The organism is Haloplanus natans DSM 17983, from assembly GCF_000427685.1.
GTDB lineage: Archaea > Halobacteriota > Halobacteria > Halobacteriales > Haloferacaceae > Haloplanus > Haloplanus natans.
This window is the reverse complement of the sequence record NZ_KE386573.1, coordinates 1606089-1621713: the sequence shown is the minus strand read 5'-3', so window position 1 is coordinate 1621713 and position 15625 is coordinate 1606089. Positions and strand designations below refer to the sequence as shown.

Genomic DNA, 15625 nt, shown 5'->3' with positions numbered 1-15625 from the left:
GATCATCACCGGGAACGTGGCGAGGCGAGTCAGGTGCTGATGCGGCGCTGTTCGTCTCTGACGACGACGGAGAAACGTTCAGCACGCCTTCGTACCCGGGCGGACCCCAAGAAGTCATTCTCGCGTGGACGGTTGCGGATGGACAAGTGATTGCTGGAACCAACGGCGGACGGACGATTATCGAAACCGACGATGGATGGGAAACGCTCGGGGTGCTTTCCACATCGATTCGCTCACTCTGTACCGTTTGAGTGTTTTATGGAGATCAGAAGACCTATAGCCGTTTTTGGTGGCATTTCTCTCTTATCTCCGTGATGAATGATGTGGTGTGTTAACAGGGGTTTCCAACCGCGAATTTTCTCTCTTTACAGTATAAAGAGGAATAGTTCGTGGTTTCATTCTATGTTAGCACACAACATGGTGGAAATGGTGACCCTTATTCCGATCTTAGGACCCCTGCTCCGGACTTAGCCTCAGCGGTGGTTGTCTGGTTTTCAGAGTGATCGACTTCGGTGATTTCGAACTTGAGTCCCCCGTGTTTCGACACGGTGTCGGTTGCGGTCCACTCGTAGACCGTTGCTCCATTGTAGCCGACACCCTCGTGCTCCTCAATATTTCCATCCTTGACGTGTTCGGTGACCGTGTCGTGAACGTGTCGCTTCGTACACTTGTTCACGGCATCGTACTCATTATCTATCCACTCCTTGACACCTTTGGCGGTCCCCTCGGTGTGCTCTTGGAAGTAGGCGGCAATCGCCTTCTGTTTGTCTTTGTACTTCCAGACTCGCGGGCCTTCGAAGTCCACCATGTTGTCGGGGACAGCGGTGGTTCGAGTGAACACGGCGGCCCAATCGTCGGGATCATCGGCCTTCCGGGCGTACCGACCAATTGATTGAGCAACCTCGTTCGCCCGCACGGATTCAAGGAGGGATTCGGCGGCCTGTGAGTCCTCACCGACGAAGCCACGACCGAACGCTCGCTGGTGTCCCGACTGATTGCACTGGTTACATCCATCACCGGAACAGGAATCACAGAGCGTATCCTTTCGTTCGACGGTTGCGTCCAGTCCGAGCTCGGCCAAGAGATCGAGTATGTAGTCGTCACCGGGATCGATGCACCCGAGTTCGGCCCCGATACGCTCGCCTTGGAAGCCGTTCCGACTCTGTACGTTCCCGTGGTGCATTGTACCAAAGTCATCGACTCCCGCGCCGACAAGGGCACGCCTGACGTTGTCTTCCGCAGCAATGGGGGCGACGGCTGTGCGGAAGTCTTCACCATACTGTTCCCGGAGTGTTTCAACCAGCACTCGATTTTTGTCCGTGTCGTACCGTTCCTCACTGGTGTACGAGTAGGCACTATTCCCCACCTGAATCGTGAGAAGACGGCGCTCGTACCGCCGCCAGAGACGACGTTCTTTGTCGGACATGAGCTTCTCCACGTCCATCGCGGGGCCTACGTTGAGCTCCCAGAGTTTTTGATTAGGATGGGCGTCAAGCCCAATGACTGATCGGGAATTTGACATACAAGGACCAATCCGGAGGGTGGTAATCGTGTTGTTGTTGTTGATCACGACAGATGCACGGTGGACATTCACGATTTCTGGGTTTTCGGAGGTCTTCGTCAGTGATGGCGGGACATATCTCATTTTAGCATGGCGACGACCATTAGCGTCATCGGGCTGGCGGGCGGCATCCCAGAGCAACTCAGCGAAGGTGCTCGCCGCCGTGTGCGCGTCGGGATGGTGGTAGTACCACTCCTTGCCCGGTCGGTGATTGAACAGATCGTAGACTTCGGGGAACCTGTCGCGAAGGTGCATGGATGACTCCGCGTCGGAAGCCTCCCGCTTTGCCACAGACATCAGTTCTTCAGCTGTATCGATGTCCACATTAGCGTCGTCCAAGAGTGCAGTAACGGCGTTCTTCACGCGCTCTGAGTCGAGACCACCATCTTCAGTGCGTCCACCAGTCATATCACCAGGACCGATCACGTAGAACGAGGGTTGCTCGTCAAAGGCGACGTTGTTTTTGTGGCGGAGGGTGAGAGCGAACGAGAACTTGTGAGTGGCGTGGATCACGTCGTACTCTGGCTCACCGTCGATAGAGTCGCGGATGTCTTTCCACTGTTCGCTGGCGGGGCACTTACTATTCTCACCACCGCATGGAATGTGGTCTAAGCCTTGGTCGGCTTCTTCAAGAAGGATAGCCTTGGCGTCGTGGAGGGAGAGGCTCTTTCCATTACACATCCGAGCTACCCACTCACTCACTGGTTCGCCGTCAACGGTGATGGTGTCCTCCTTGCCATCCGGGTCATGGTCGCCACGGCAAATCGGACAGGCTTCCTCACGGCCCAAAAGTACGTAGTAGTCCAGTCCCGCCTTCTTAGAGTGTTTAACGGCATCGTCGCGGGCATTTTGTGTGGGTGACAGATGAACCACTTGCCGCCCACCAGTCACATCTGGCTTGTCGAGCCACCGAGTTGTCGAGATTTTGTACGACTTTCCGGAGCCAGTCGGGGAGTCACACACTGGGTAGGTACACGTCTCCATCGTGTCCTCGACTAACTCACTGAGTGTATCACGGACTTCCTCAGTCGTCGGGTAGTCACCAGTCTGTTCGTCAGGCACTGTTAAAGACCGGAGATGTTCGAAACTCGGGGCGGTTACCGCTCCCACTTGCATGAATGTCTTCCAGTTCCACGCGAGGAGAGCTTGGATCCTGACGTCGTTCAGAACTTCATGGACCACGTCGAAGTCGGCGTCAAGTTGGTCGGAGATGTCGGTGGCGTACTGCTTCAACCCTGACCGACCAACCCATCGGTTCTTCGGGATGGATGTGGTTTCAGCGGTGTCATTTTCATACTCGGCGGTGATCTGAACGTAGTCGGTGTCAGTTGGAATAACACGAATCGTACATCCGTGTCCACTTCCAGCAATAGTTGGACTCTCGCTCACTCTCCCATCTCCGAGAGCTGACGTTCGATCTCCATCCGCTCGTCAATCACTTGGCTGGCGAAGGCGGAGAAGTTCATTTCCGTTTCGTTCAGGAACTCGTACTGATCCTCACGAAGAAGGACAGTCGTCTTGACGACATCAACGTCAGTTCGCCGGCTACTGTCTGGGATGTCTCGCTCACCGGTCATTACTTCGTCAAGGGCACTACGAACCATCGGGGCAAGCGTCAGGGTTCGCTGGTCTTGGAGGAACTCATATTGATGTTCTTCGATTGATATTCGACGCTGCTTCATCAGTGTATAGTGATTGCACACTATAGACGTAAAAAAGTTGGTAACTATATGAATAACATCCGGTAACGACGGCGGTAAATCATGTGTCAAAAATGTATTTTCTATCCAGATTGCTATCGGATATAACATCCCCTCACGTGGATGCCCATGTCAACAAAAATATTCATTAACCAGACACTATTGCTCACCAAGAGCTTCAAGTAGTAATCGTCCATTCTCGGTGATCTCGTACGTCTTCTGACCTCGGCCACCCTCTTGTTTCTCCAGTAGCGTAATCATCCCCTCCTCTTTGAGATCCTGAATGTGGTTGTACACTCCACCCTTGGAGATGTCGAGGTTGTCTGCTATCTGATAGCCGTGTTTCGGGCCATCGGCAAGTTCCAGTAGAATGGAAACCTTGGTTTCTCCGACGAGACTCATCGGCTAAAAACGCATACCGATGGGTCAAGACATATATAAACGAAATTTGAACCGGTTTATATTTCATACCGGTACGAAAGAATTACCTGTTGGATTGTGACAGGGGTCGTGTGCACCTCTATGATGTCAACGACGACCCCGTGTCGAGTAGCGTGACGGCACTTCAGCAGGATCCGATTCGGCCAGAAGCGGCTCTCGAATCGATTCTGCATGCGAATCCCCAGCTCATCGCAGACGAGCCGCTACTCATCATCGGCCGCCAAGTTCGATTAGACAGCGGTGTAGCCGACTTGCTGGCGTGCGATCGTCATGGGAACGTAGTCGTGGTCGAAGTCAAGATCGGACGGTCGGGGACCGGCTCAGCCAGCGAAGAAACCATCCTGAGTCAGCCACAGACCTACGCGAGCTCCTTGAGTAACTTCGAGTTCGACGATCTGAGTGAGCTTTTCCAGGAGTATGCGTCTCGGATAAACGGCGGAGAATGGGGCGTAGAGCGGTCCTACGCCGCTGGTGGCAATCTCCTCCAAGCCATGGAAACGGTCTTCGGGAGCGCACCGGAGGAGCACCAATTCAATACAGAACAACGATTGGTAGTCGTGGCGGAGGACATTACGCAGCGGACCGCGGCCAACGCTCGGTATCTCCTCGAACAGGGACTCCACTTCCAAGCCACCGAGGTCAAACGGTTCACGCTACCTGAGGAGGATGCGACCGACCGCAACCTTCTCACGAGTTCCGTCATCGTGGATTACAGTTCTCGCCGTGTCCGGCCGAAACGTCGACTGAGCCCCACGCATCCAGAGCTTGCCAGTGAGATCCTTGAGCGGGCGTTCCCAGAATTTCAATCCCTCGTCGAGGCCGATTCTGTTACCGAGCTTCTCCCCAACGGACTCGACACCCGTGAGCATCGGTTGATTTCGAACAATCCGGCCCACCCGGAGGATGTCGTCTACAGACTCGACGTGAAACCCGATAGCAATACCGTCCTGATCGGTATTGATGTCAAAGGGGACGACGACCGAGTCCATGAGCAGATAGCAGAACAGGAAACCCGGTTCTCGGAAAGTGGCTTCACGGTGAGTGGGAACAAGACGTACCGCGTTGTCGTCGCCGACTGGAATCTCGATAACCCCGAAGACATCCATGACGTGATTGACGAAGTGGCCGACCAGTATGCTCTACTCGTACACCTCGGACACGATGTCTTGGTCAATCAAGGTGATCGCTAATGCTCTCCACCGGAATAAACCATAGAATCTTGACATGCCACCACAATCGTCGCAGCTCTACGTGGAGGAGTCAATCTCAGGCATAATGAGTTGCCTGTAGCCCATTGATCGCATCTCTCACCAGGGGTGTGCGGCACAGAGTAGGCCATCCATTTTCGGTCTCAAATAACAGCCTTGAGGAGACGTCGCAGGGAGGGAGCCATCAATTCGTCTGTACGTACTTGCGCGTCTTTACGTACCCACGCTCCGAATCACCGCTCTCCTTACCGGGTTTCTGCGCTGTGTCCCGCAATTAGCGTGAAGCATACCGGGGCAACCTTCTCTCGGATAGCAAAAGTGAGCCAACGACTGCGCACGCGTCAAAGAGGCTGTCGCGTAATGTCCTCTATCCCACCACCAGTAACCCGGAGTAGCCACGTCGAGGAATTGTTACTTTTCTTTCCCTTGTTGATCGGCGCTGGAGCACCGGTGACGATGACTGGTATCTCGAAGTCGTCGAGGATGCCTTTTTGGCCGACATGCATATGTCCTGAAACTATGAGATCAATCCGAGCATCACTTTGTTTGACGGCGTCCCGGAAGTCGGCCTCACCCTCGTTGTGCAGGAGAACGCCCTGTTCGTCACGAACCGGGTAGGGCGTGTCGTGTACGGCCAACACGTTCGCCGACGAATTGATTGAGTCGACAGACTGTTCCAGCGGTTTACCGGGAAACGCGCTGTTCTTGTCGTCGATACCAAACAGCGCCACATCAGCGAATCTGACTGGCCAAGTGTCCGCGGAGATTCGATGCACGCGTGGGATATTCGAAGTGTCCCCATCGACCGTACGCCGACTCGCCTGTTTGTCGTGATTGCCGTAGATGTAGTAGAACGGAATATCGAGATTCTCGGTGATCTGCTCGATTACGAACGTCCGGTCATAGCCTGTGGCTCCGTGATCGAAGATGTCCCCGGCGTGGACGATCGCATCCACGCTCAACGTGTCTGCTTGCTCCAGTACGCTACGGAAGCTCTCACGTGCATCGAGATTGCCTGCACCAGCCACCTTATCGTCTTGATGACGGTGGCGGTATCCGACGTGTGTGTCGCCTACGAGGAGGAGACGCGTTGCTGTGTCCGCAGCTGAACCGAGGTCGGTTGCAGTAAAATCGCTCGTGCTATCGAGTTGGTACCGCCGCGTTCCATCCTGTGACCAATATCTCCCTCGGACGTCGTCGAGCTCGTACCGGTGGCCCTCCTCCAAGGAAGTGGTCAGACCGTGGGTAGACCAGATCTTCAGTGGAATCGAATGACCGTCAGTGTCCTCAACCGTCACCTTGTAGTCGAGCTTATTATTACGACTGGGCGAGACATCCCTGACCACGGCGATAATGGACCCAGAAAGACGGTCATTCTGGGGAATCTCGTCTCGAGAAAACATCAGAGCGATTGACCGGAGGCTGGTTATCTACTTAATCAACACGACATACTGGAGGATCACCTTCGGAGGTGGCTTGGTCAGTCCTCGCACAGACTGACCTGAGCGTTGCCACGGTCCAGAGGGACCGGATAGCGATGGCTACCCGGCGTCGAAACCTCCCCAGATCTCGTCCTCTGTTGGGGTGAGTGAACCCCATATGAAGATAGGTGCCAAGCGAATGTTAGTGATCGTATAGCAGCAAGGGCGCCACAGCTTATCGATTAATTCCTCAAATACAGATTTGCCACTCTGACCGCCACAAGTTTTTATTTCAATAGATTTGATTTGATGACATGAGTACCGGAGAATACGATGTTTTCATTTCGCATGCTAACGAGGACAAGGATGCAGTCGTGGATGCACTCGCACAACAGTTAGAGGCCCTGGGTGTAGATGTCTGGTACGACGACGATCAAATCCAGATCGGTGATAGTCTCATGGACTCACTTGACGAAGGACTGAGTGGGTCACAGTACGGTGTGATAGTCCTCTCCGAGAACTTTATCGACAAGAACTGGCCCGAATCAGAGCTGAAGGCGTTGATGCAACGATTCCAGCAGGATGATGTCGGAATAATGCCGTTGCGGTATGAGATACCCCATCAAGCAATTGTAGATTCCTACCCCTTACTCTCCGATCTTGTCTCTCGCCCTATTGCGCCCGACATGATTCAAGACCGCGTTCAAGAGATCTACAACGTGGTTAAACAGGAACCGGAGCAATTGAGCGGAGATTGGGCTGGAGGAGCAAATTCAGAAGAAGATTCGCGGACAGAATTTGAATCGATTACGGTGACGATTCAAGATCGCCCCCAAATCGACATAGGAAACAAGTTCACAGTTAAAAAATGGAAAACGAGCGACCGGCCTCCTATTTCCAACATCAGTGCTACAGAGTTGTATGATCCTGAGCGCGACCTTACCTATTCAACTGGTTCAGCAGTAACTACCATGAAGGAGATGAAAGATTACCCGCTAACCGGCATGGTATCTGAAATAGATGAGCTGGGCTCATCAAAAGCGGTCTTTGAGATGCAAGTCTCCAAATCTCAATTGGATACATTACCCGACGATAGGGATGATTACACAAGCGGGCTTGTTAGATGACTGCGTATTCGTAATCTTCAGACCCTGTCCCCAGCGTAGTAATCGATTCTTTATAATAAGGAGGTCGGCCAATTCTTGCTGGATACGTATTCTATACCCTCGATAAAATCGTTCATCCGTCAGGCTTCCACATGGCTTGATCGAACTATACGGCCTCCAAGTCCTACCGGCGAAGAGAGCTTTAACCGTCTATTCAATCACTCTCCTCGTAAGCCGTCTCTACGGCGTCCTGTATCTCCTCAACCGAGAGTCGACTCGGCGAAGAAACGTAGTTGATGTCTGTCCGGATTCGGGCCAACTCAAGAACATCCGCCTTCGAGAGCCGAGTCCCTGGTTGCAAAATCTCCAGCGCGTCGCACCACGCTTGATACGACTCGAACTTCGGGGACTCCGAGAACTCCGAGCCGTCCAGTCGTTCCAAGTAGCCGTCGATGAGGTCACGGAGAGCGTGACAGTCTTCTCGACTCGATAGCACCCATTGGTAGCCTTTCGAGCTCTCGTTTACCGTCCCGAGATCATAGCGGTCACGCTGTCGCTTGAGCATCGTCTCGGTGTACTCCCCCATCGTCATCGCGAACTTCGGCGTACAACACACGCCGTGACGGTATCGAGGGTCTTTGCTGATGGCGACGAAGAAAGAACCCTCACCACAGATGAGGCCGAGCGTGTAGGCGAACTCGGCCGACTGATCGTCAGTCATCGGTGACTCAGCCTCATCCTGTTTCCGTTGCTTGAGTCGCCCGTACTTGGTTGCTGTTCGATTCGTCTCGTTTCTGGTGCGGATGTTTGGTACATGATTTCGATGTCTCTCAGCAGGTTGGAGCGGTGAGTAACCGGGAGACGCTACGCTCAACGGTGTTCTCTCGGTTGAGCGATTACCGGCGCTCTACCTCTGGGGTAGTTTCCCCGATTAGAGATAGACGTGATACAAGTATAAGATTTCTTATATTAAGACAGAGATAGCAGTTTGATCATCAACTTAACTCCCACAGCCTTCCTGCAGGATACATTTCTGATAAGATACGTACTTGTTTGGAATTAAACAGATTGATGTCCGTGGGCACTGTGATATAGGTATGGCTACGACAGGAACTTGGAAACATCAACTGTCTCCAGAGAACATCATAACTCGGTATGCCAGCCTCGACATCGAAACCAGTGGGATAGACCCGACGACGAGCCAGACGGTAGCAATAGGCGTTGGACTATATGACGAACTCAACCAACACCAGTCGGTCGACGTTCTAACCTATGGAGGAGCGATGGGCTGTGAACGGACGCTAATCCGGCGGGCGTTCGAGCGGATCAACGACTTCGAGCCCCGTGCCCTGGTGACGTACAACGGCAAAGAGTTCGATCTCCCCTACCTCCGCGAGCGTATCGACCGCCTCTCGTTCGATCAGAGGCCAGAGCTGTCCTGTGCGGACCATCACATCGACCGCTTCCTCCCACGGAAAGAACACGCCGACGAAGTGGGACAGAAGTGGCCCAGTCTCGAGGAAGTCCTGTCGTCTCACGGCATCACCGTCGAACCGACCGAGTGGCGTGGAGAGGAGCTCACCAATACGATGTTCGGTGAATCTCTGGCCCCGGAGTACTTGCAGGCGGTCGAAGACGGAGACTGGGAGCGCGTTGAGGAGTTCGACCAGATCATTCATCGGTACACGATGGCTGACGTCGAAGGGAATCTCGTGCTGTATGAAGCGGATGCGGGACGCCGCTAAAGATCTACGAACTACGACTCTACAACTCAAATCTTGAGTAGAGTAGTTACTGTCGGCCAGCAACTACTTACCCGCTTAATCCGTTCTCTGGAGTCCGATGTCAACTGCGACGAGTAATGCGGAACTCCACTCATACGTTGTGGCGGTAGATACAGGGTTCGCACCAAATGTAACTGGGGGAGTTTGCACCTTAGCTACCTGTAAGCAAGTGATCCGAGACGAGGCTAAGGAAGGAGACTGGATACTTGGAACGAATCCGCAAGATGCCGGAGAAGAACGCATTACGTACCTCATGGAGGTGGACGAGAAGATAACGTACGATGAATACTACCGTAGCGGGCGATTTGATTTCAAGAAGCCGGAAAATGACCCCGTCGGTGACAATATCTACTACCGGAACGACGAGGGAGCAATAGTCCAAGTTGAGAATCCTCCCGCCCACGATGATGATGAATGCCGCAAGAAGGATCTCAAATCAACCGGTGTTCTCGTGTCCCGTCGTTTCTGGTACTTCGGTGATGAGGGTCCGGAGTTACCGTCATCTCTCCGCGACAAGGTGATTAAGGGATACCAAAGCTCGAGCCGTTCCGGCCGAAAAAAGCCAACTGAACAGTTAGGTGAACTTGTAGAGTGGGTAACTGAACGGTATGACTCTGGTGTTCATGGAGAACCAAGAGATCGATCCAGCAGCTCTTGTGGTTGTACGAGCAGCATCCTCTCCGAAGACGGAGGATGTTGAATCTGACCTATCTAACTTGAATGCAGTAGCAAGGTCCAGAGTATTTTCAAGCCGGATGGCCTCCGGACTGTGAGGAGATTGAGACTTGGTGAGAGTCAGTGCCGTCCGTGTATTCGGGTAAAATGAATCCCGTACTTGTCTGGTAGCTTTGAAACGTCTACACGAACGCGCACCGGAATAATTCGATCCTCCGCAGCCTCAATGGCCTCCATTACGTCCCGCTGATCACGTTTCAGAGATCCGTACTGGCCCGTCTTGACCTCAAAGAGATAGTTATAGCTGGGAGGACCCATTCGTAGCTTCTCCCCATCACCGAGGTCGGTCTGACGGGTCAAAACAGTAACTTCGTATCGACAATCAGGCATCCAAGTGTACTCGTCGTCATCCCCTGCAAGTCTCTTATCCCATTTCTCCAGTTCCCGTTGGCGGACACGAACGTCGTCGGATGCGGTGACCGGTTCACCCTCGTGTTCACGAAGATCATCGACAGCCCACTCTCCGAAGACATCGTACATCTCGTAGCGATGTGTCGTCACGATAGCTTCACTAATCCCGCCCTTCTGATGATCCGTTAGAGGCCGATACTCCATACGACTGAGAGAGAAGGGAGTGTTAGGAGAGTTGTGGTTGTCACCGACATTGAGACCGTCTGAAGATGTAGTCGAACCCACAGCCCGAATAGGGGGGGCGGGTGCCACCACCAGCGGAGCCCTGCTCTCCGCCGACCCTTGCTATCCCATCCGATCAAGCGCGTCTCGCCGATCTTCCACCGGCACTTGATCGTACTTCATCGTCGTCATCGGATTCCGATGTCGAAGCTGGGCCTTTGCCGCAGCTAACCCCCGCTCTTTGGCCATGTACGTCCCGACACTGTGACGGATCGTGTACCAACTCATCTTCCGATTCGCGGTCTCGATCCCCGCCTCGTCGCAGAGACGGTGGAGAAGTCGACGGAGACTCTTTGATCCGTAGCGGTTACCGCGAGCGGTGAGCCAAATCGCATCGGTATCGTCGTAGTGGTCGTACCGCTCACGTTCGTCTAACCACCGTTCGAGATAGGCCGTCGTCTCATCTTTCAGGCTGACTGTCCAGTTACCGACGTTCTTTGAGGAATCCTCCTTCGGAATACGCAAGACGCTGTTCTGTACGTCCACCCAGTGGATAGAGGCATTACGCACCTCAGCCGGTCGGAGGCCAGTATCGAGGCTTGCACTCACCAACGATGGTTCCTTCCAACCCTCGATCGTCTCCCAGTCATCGTCGTTAATCGCATCCCGAGGTTTGTTCAGCAGATGACCCAGATGGGTAAGCCACCCCTCGCGTTCGTCGCCGTGTACGTCTCCTGGAGATGGAATCTCTCCGATGGTGAGAACGGCTTGGCGTATCTTCTGTCGCTCCTCACGCGACAGGAAGTCCTGTGGCTGATGGTTTCCACCGGAACTGTCGAACCGGTAGTCGTACTCCCACTCGTCGTAGTTCTTCTCGTGTCGGAGCCACTTGTTGTACCGCCTGACGCCCTCCTGTAGCTTCCCTTTCGCCGTCTCCGATTGATCGTACTCGAACGCCAGCCACTCCACGAACGCCTGCGCCTCGTCCTCTGACGGCGGCATCGAGTAGCCGCCACAGTGCTCCCACCGCCACTTATCGAAGCGAGCAGTTCGATACGCAGTTCCGTAGACTGTGTACTCTGAGTAGCCAGTCGCACTCTCAGTATCCTTCCCAACATTCCACAGCCATGACAAGAATCGGACGCGGTGTTGTCTGTAGTTGATAAATTGCTTGTTGTTCAGCCAGCCCTCGTGCGATTTCGGTATTACCACTATTCCACGATCGAGGTCGATCTCCGCACCCTCCATCTCTGGACAGCGCGAGAGTGTCAAAGGTAGCTCGTTTTCCATTGCGTACCAGCCGAGGCAAAAACGAGCGTTACAACGCCTGTAAACGCGGTTTCTGATGCGCGGGACCGGATTTGAACCGGCGGACCCCTACGGGACAGCGTCCTAAGCGCTGCGCCGTTGACCTGGCTTGGCTACCCGCGCTCGATTGCATGTGCCGTCGAGACGGTCAAGTAGCTGTCGCTCCGGGCGTGATTTAAATATCTCGCACCCCTCGACCCCGGCATGTACCGGGCGCGGGACCGCATCGACAACGAGGAGTGGGTGGCCCGACTCACCCGCGCCGCCGACGGCCTGGACCTGGGGAGCGAGGCACGGTCGAACGCCGTCGACCTGTTCTGTTCGAACGTGCCGAGCGAGGAGCGCTCGAAGCCGGCCGTGGCGGCCGCGAGCCTCTACGCCGGGGCGTTGATCGCGGGCGAGGAACGGCCCCAGGGCGCCGTCGCCGAGGCGATGGACGTGACACGACTGAGCGTGCAGAACCGCTGGAAGGCGTTGTTGAAGGAGTCCGGATTCCAGCCGCCGGAGTGGTAGTCGGTACGGCCCTGCTCACTCGGTCCCGGGCGTTCGCTCGGGCGTGAGGTTGCCGTGGGCGTCTATCTCGCCGCGGACGATTCGCGTCGAGGAGATGCGCTCGCCGTCCTCGGCGGGGACGTAGTCGACCAGTTCGACCTGGAGCGGATCGAGCCCTCGCTCCGTCCGGATTTCGTTGATCCGCTCGGCGCCATCGTGGGTGTCGGGCGAGACGACGATGGCGTCGAACCCCGGTTCGGTCGCGATACCCGTCGGTTCCTCGAGCGCTCGTACCGCGAACTCGCGGTCGGCGGCCGTCGCGAAGGATTCGAGTTCGGCTTCGAGGGTGGCCCGACGCTCCTCGAACGGCCGGACGCGCCGCGGTTCGTGACGCGTCTCCGGGGCGAGTTCGTCGCTGGTGAGGCCGACGGTCACGTCGCCGAGTTCGAACGCACGTTCGAACAGCGCTCGGTGTCCGTCGTGAATCGGATCGAACGTTCCACCAAGCGCGACCTTCATGTCCGGGGCCACGAATCCGTGCGACTTAAACGGGTCGGCTCGGGCGGCGGCCGGCCGCCCCATAGTGATTACTGTAAGTCATCTCCGGTGGTTCGCCGACCCGTTCTGGCGAACTACCCGTAAACAGTTACGATAAACAGTATCACTCCTCGTCGTCTTCGACGGTGATGCGAACCGGTTCGGTTTCGGCTGCGTCCTCGTCCGTATCGCCGAGTTCTCGATCGAGGTTGAACACCGCGTTCAACTGCTCTTGAACCTGGCCGACGACGCCGCGGACGAGCGCGCTCGGGGCGATTGCCTCGTACTCGTAGGGGTTGTTGCCGGCGCCCGCACTCTCGCGTTTGTGCCGGTCGACGGTCCCCTCGTCGTGGAGCTGTGCCAGCGCTTCGCGGACCGTACTGGGATAGAGGCCAGTTCCATCGGCCACCTCGTCGCTCGTCGAGTTCGGATGCTGTCGGAGGTAGACGTAGATGCGTGCACGGGTCTCCGTGTCGAGCACCCACGCCAACAGGTCGACGACGCTCTCGTCGAACTCCGTGACCGCCCGGTCGGCTTCGGCCTCTAGCCGATCGCGCGCCGAGACGCCCTCGTCATCGCCTGGCTCCACCAAGCTGTCGGATGCGTCGCCGTCTATGTCCGATCCCTCGTCGACGTCGAGACTCTCGGACCCGTTACCGTCAGACATGTGTTCTCTGCAGTAGGTCAGAACGCGGCGGATAAAAACCCTTCCCCGGTCAGCGAGCGAGGAGCAGCGATTCGCGGAGCGCCTCGTGGCCGCCCTCGTCGTGGATCCGTCGCTGTCTCGCGGCGCCGCTCGGGGCTTCGTACAGATCACGGAGTCCGTCGACGCCGAGGCGGTCACATTCGCGGTCGACGAGGGTTCCCAGCGACACCGTATCCTCGCCCGTACGGGTGACGAACTCGGCGTCGTGGCCGTAGCGCATGGCGCGCCACTTGTTCTCGTCCAGAAGTTCCCGACGGAGCGCCGGTAGGGACTCGCCGTCGGCGTAGCGGTCGGCCAAATCGAGGACGAGCGCGTGGACGTACTCGACGATGGCGAGGACGGAGTCGGAATCGGACTGGGCGTCCGGCGTGCGTACTTCGACGGTGCCGTGGCCGGTGTGCGGGCGCACGTCGTACCAGAGTTCGCCCCGATCGTTGATCGAACCGGTTTCGACCATCTGCCGTTCGAAGCGCTGGTAGGCTTCGAAGTCCTCGAATGCGGTCGGGATGCCGGTGTTGGGCAGGTTCTCGAACACCTTCGCGCGGGCCGAGGCGAGACCGGTGTCGAAGCCGTTCCAGAACGGGGAGTTGGCCGAAAGGGCGAGAATCGGGGGGAGATACCAGCGGAGGCGGTTGGCGATCCACGTCGCCTTGTCGGCGTCGTCGACGCCGACGTGGACGTGCAGGCCAGCGGTGGTGTTCCGGTGTTGCGGATACTGGATGCGGTCGAGCTGGGCACGGTAGCGGGGTTTGGTCGCGTGATCGAGTTCCCGCCACTTCGCGGAAGGATGGAGGCCGGCGGCGGCGACCCGGTAACCGTGGTCGGTCGCGTGGTCGAGCAGTGCCGCTCGAACCCGGGCCAGTTCGTCGCCAGCGTCGCCCAGTCGCTCGATTAGCGGCGTCTGCGTCTCGATCGTGAACTGGAACAGTTCGTGATCGAGGCGGTCGACCAGCGGTTCCGGTGGCTCGCTCCCGTAGATCAGGTCGTCGATGCCGGGAGTTGGCCGCCCCACGTCGTCGACGACGTAGAACTCCTCCTCGATGCCGAGCGTACCCATCCGCGCGAACGCGTCCCGGGACCCGAGATCCATCGGCGCATCGTTCGACGCCGCCGATTAAATAAGTCGTGGACCGCGTCCGGCGGCGACATTAATATAGAATTTATGATAAATACTCCGTATCGATCGTCGACTCCTGGCGGGTGAAATCGATTAATTGAACCGATACGATTAGGCTATGATACGCCGTATCCGCCCTCGGTCGTTGGCATCGACCGGCCTCTGACACAGTGTCACCGACCGACCGCACGACACCGTGGCCCGTTCCGACGAGTGGCCCGGTTGCGGGTTCTTTCGGTCCGATTTCTCATCGAACGTAGCAGTATCAACGGACGGTGACGTTGTGCCGTCACGCCGCCGTGTCATGGAAGGTCGCCGAACGAGCATCACGGGCGTTCCCACACCGCGACGCCACTACGAGCCGAATTTTGGTCGACCGAAGGAAATCGTGTCCCTCCGCGACAGACATATAAGTATCGAGATACAATGATCTTATTGACGATGCATGACCTGACCGGCTTCCAACGAGATCTCCTGTACGTGATCGCCGGCCTCGACGAACCCCACGGACTGGCAATCAAGGAGGAGCTCGAAGATTACTACGAGAGCGAGATCCATCACGGTCGACTGTATCCGAATCTCGACACGCTCGTCGAAAAAGGCCTCATCGACAAGGGTCAACGTGACCGACGCACGAACTACTACACGCTGACACGTCGTGGGCGACGCGAACTCGAAGCGCGTCGGGAGTGGGAAGATCAGTACGTCGCGGACCTGATCGAAGAAGCGACGCCGGCCTGATAGTGCTTATTGTAAGTCACCACCGGTGGTTCGCCAAAACGGGTCGGCGAACCACCGGTAAACAGTTACAACTATGAGCAGGTCCGTCGGATCGCGTGGTACGTCGCCGAACGGACGGGAAACCATCGAGAGAGTCACGATCAAAAAACGCCGCGCCCGCCGAGAGAGGAGGGACTCTCAGCCGGCACCGTGCCT

The 15625-nt window shown here is 56.2% G+C and carries 16 protein-coding genes and 1 tRNA gene; 6 read left to right on the top strand and 11 right to left on the bottom strand.

Annotated features, from left to right (window positions below; all coding sequences use genetic code 11):
- Positions 1–436: 436 nt before the first annotated feature.
- The 3 genes from HALNA_RS10490 to HALNA_RS10480 form a co-directional block, all read right to left on the bottom strand.
- Entirely contained in the window at positions 437–2950 is a 2514-nt protein-coding gene (locus tag HALNA_RS10490; RefSeq protein WP_157573506.1) for a hypothetical protein, read from the bottom strand.
- Positions 2947–3243 (bottom strand): hypothetical protein, encoded by a 297-nt coding sequence (locus HALNA_RS10485; protein ID WP_049936326.1) that lies wholly within the window; start codon positions 3241–3243, stop codon positions 2947–2949. The genes HALNA_RS10490 and HALNA_RS10485 overlap by 4 nt, the downstream gene beginning before the upstream one ends.
- Before the next feature lie 177 nt (positions 3244–3420).
- Positions 3421–3663 carry a PadR family transcriptional regulator gene (locus HALNA_RS10480; protein ID WP_049936325.1) on the bottom strand — a complete coding sequence of 81 codons (243 nt, stop codon included), beginning with the start codon at positions 3661–3663 and terminating at the stop codon, positions 3421–3423.
- Positions 3664–3773: 110 nt separating this feature from the next.
- On the opposite strand from HALNA_RS10480, the gene HALNA_RS10475 reads away from it, so the two are divergent.
- The gene (locus tag HALNA_RS10475) at positions 3774–4892 is read left to right on the top strand and encodes a PDDEXK family nuclease (RefSeq protein WP_049936324.1); all 1119 of its coding nucleotides are present in this window, start codon (positions 3774–3776) and stop codon (positions 4890–4892) included.
- Positions 4893–5251: 359 nt separating this feature from the next.
- On the opposite strand, the gene HALNA_RS10470 is transcribed toward HALNA_RS10475, so the two are convergent.
- Positions 5252–6313 (bottom strand): metallophosphoesterase family protein, encoded by a 1062-nt coding sequence (locus HALNA_RS10470; protein WP_245576023.1) that lies wholly within the window; start codon positions 6311–6313, stop codon positions 5252–5254.
- Between the two features lie 332 nt (positions 6314–6645).
- On the opposite strand from HALNA_RS10470, the gene HALNA_RS10465 reads away from it, so the two are divergent.
- On the top strand, positions 6646–7458 hold the full coding sequence (locus tag HALNA_RS10465) for a toll/interleukin-1 receptor domain-containing protein (RefSeq protein ID WP_049936322.1): 813 nt from the start codon (positions 6646–6648) through the stop codon (positions 7456–7458).
- A gap of 193 nt (positions 7459–7651) precedes the next feature.
- Here the strand turns inward: HALNA_RS10465 and HALNA_RS10460 are convergent, their stop codons facing one another.
- Entirely contained in the window at positions 7652–8158 is a 507-nt protein-coding gene (locus tag HALNA_RS10460; RefSeq protein ID WP_049936321.1) for an LAGLIDADG family homing endonuclease, read from the bottom strand.
- A gap of 376 nt (positions 8159–8534) precedes the next feature.
- Here HALNA_RS10460 and HALNA_RS10455 point away from each other — a divergent pair, with 376 nt between their 5' ends.
- A complete protein-coding gene (locus tag HALNA_RS10455; RefSeq protein ID WP_084509979.1) occupies positions 8535–9182 on the top strand; it encodes a ribonuclease H-like domain-containing protein in 648 nt (215 codons plus the stop codon).
- 97 nt (positions 9183–9279) lie between these two features.
- Positions 9280–9921: an Nmad2 family putative nucleotide modification protein gene (locus HALNA_RS19970; RefSeq protein ID WP_157573505.1), complete on the top strand. Its 642-nt coding sequence runs from the start codon at positions 9280–9282 to the stop codon at positions 9919–9921.
- 95 nt (positions 9922–10016) lie between these two features.
- Here the strand turns inward: HALNA_RS19970 and HALNA_RS10445 are convergent, their stop codons facing one another.
- From HALNA_RS10445 to HALNA_RS10435, 3 genes are all read right to left on the bottom strand, one after another.
- Positions 10017–10511, bottom strand: coding sequence for a hypothetical protein (locus tag HALNA_RS10445; RefSeq protein ID WP_049936318.1), 495 nt, complete (start codon positions 10509–10511; stop codon positions 10017–10019).
- Positions 10512–10652: 141 nt separating this feature from the next.
- Positions 10653–11819, bottom strand: coding sequence for a tyrosine-type recombinase/integrase (locus HALNA_RS10440; RefSeq protein ID WP_049936317.1), 1167 nt, complete (start codon positions 11817–11819; stop codon positions 10653–10655).
- Between the two features lie 56 nt (positions 11820–11875).
- A tRNA-Leu gene (locus HALNA_RS10435) sits at positions 11876–11960 on the bottom strand.
- 81 nt (positions 11961–12041) lie between these two features.
- Between HALNA_RS10435 and HALNA_RS10430 the strand changes: the two genes are divergently transcribed.
- Positions 12042–12350 carry a cyclin family protein gene (locus HALNA_RS10430; RefSeq protein ID WP_049936316.1) on the top strand — a complete coding sequence of 103 codons (309 nt, stop codon included), beginning with the start codon at positions 12042–12044 and terminating at the stop codon, positions 12348–12350.
- Between the two features lie 15 nt (positions 12351–12365).
- Here HALNA_RS10430 and HALNA_RS10425 read toward each other — a convergent pair whose 3' ends face one another.
- The 3 genes from HALNA_RS10425 to HALNA_RS10415 form a co-directional block, all read right to left on the bottom strand.
- The gene (locus HALNA_RS10425; RefSeq protein WP_049936315.1) at positions 12366–12848 is read right to left on the bottom strand and encodes a phosphopantetheine adenylyltransferase; all 483 of its coding nucleotides are present in this window, start codon (positions 12846–12848) and stop codon (positions 12366–12368) included.
- Between the two features lie 142 nt (positions 12849–12990).
- Entirely contained in the window at positions 12991–13533 is a 543-nt protein-coding gene (locus HALNA_RS10420; protein ID WP_049936314.1) for a helix-turn-helix domain-containing protein, read from the bottom strand.
- A 49-nt stretch (positions 13534–13582) separates the two neighbouring features.
- A complete protein-coding gene (locus tag HALNA_RS10415; protein ID WP_049936313.1) occupies positions 13583–14662 on the bottom strand; it encodes a glutamate--cysteine ligase in 1080 nt (359 codons plus the stop codon).
- Between the two features lie 468 nt (positions 14663–15130).
- Between HALNA_RS10415 and HALNA_RS10410 the strand changes: the two genes are divergently transcribed.
- Positions 15131–15430, top strand: a complete 300-nt coding sequence (locus tag HALNA_RS10410) for a PadR family transcriptional regulator (protein ID WP_049936312.1) — start codon at positions 15131–15133, stop codon at positions 15428–15430.
- Positions 15431–15625 lie beyond the last annotated feature (195 nt).

Bases quoted from the DNA above. Each gene is read 5' to 3' on its own strand.
- HALNA_RS10485 (WP_049936326.1), bottom strand. From the start codon at position 3,243: ATGAAGCAGCGTCGAATATCAATCGAAGAACATCAATATGAGTTCCTC.
- HALNA_RS10480 (WP_049936325.1), bottom strand. From the start codon at position 3,663: ATGAGTCTCGTCGGAGAAACCAAGGTTTCCATTCTACTGGAACTTGCC.
- HALNA_RS10470 (WP_245576023.1), bottom strand. From the start codon at position 6,313: ATGTTTTCTCGAGACGAGATTCCCCAGAATGACCGTCTTTCTGGGTCC.
- HALNA_RS10465 (WP_049936322.1), top strand. From the start codon at position 6,646: ATGAGTACCGGAGAATACGATGTTTTCATTTCGCATGCTAACGAGGAC.
- HALNA_RS10460 (WP_049936321.1), bottom strand. From the start codon at position 8,158: ATGACTGACGATCAGTCGGCCGAGTTCGCCTACACGCTCGGCCTCATC.
- HALNA_RS10455 (WP_084509979.1), top strand. From the start codon at position 8,535: ATGGCTACGACAGGAACTTGGAAACATCAACTGTCTCCAGAGAACATC.
- HALNA_RS19970 (WP_157573505.1), top strand. From the start codon at position 9,280: ATGTCAACTGCGACGAGTAATGCGGAACTCCACTCATACGTTGTGGCG.
- HALNA_RS10445 (WP_049936318.1), bottom strand. From the start codon at position 10,511: ATGGAGTATCGGCCTCTAACGGATCATCAGAAGGGCGGGATTAGTGAA.
- HALNA_RS10440 (WP_049936317.1), bottom strand. From the start codon at position 11,819: ATGGAAAACGAGCTACCTTTGACACTCTCGCGCTGTCCAGAGATGGAG.
- HALNA_RS10430 (WP_049936316.1), top strand. From the start codon at position 12,042: ATGTACCGGGCGCGGGACCGCATCGACAACGAGGAGTGGGTGGCCCGA.
- HALNA_RS10425 (WP_049936315.1), bottom strand. From the start codon at position 12,848: ATGAAGGTCGCGCTTGGTGGAACGTTCGATCCGATTCACGACGGACAC.
- HALNA_RS10420 (WP_049936314.1), bottom strand. From the start codon at position 13,533: ATGTCTGACGGTAACGGGTCCGAGAGTCTCGACGTCGACGAGGGATCG.
- HALNA_RS10415 (WP_049936313.1), bottom strand. From the start codon at position 14,662: ATGGATCTCGGGTCCCGGGACGCGTTCGCGCGGATGGGTACGCTCGGC.
- HALNA_RS10410 (WP_049936312.1), top strand. From the start codon at position 15,131: ATGCATGACCTGACCGGCTTCCAACGAGATCTCCTGTACGTGATCGCC.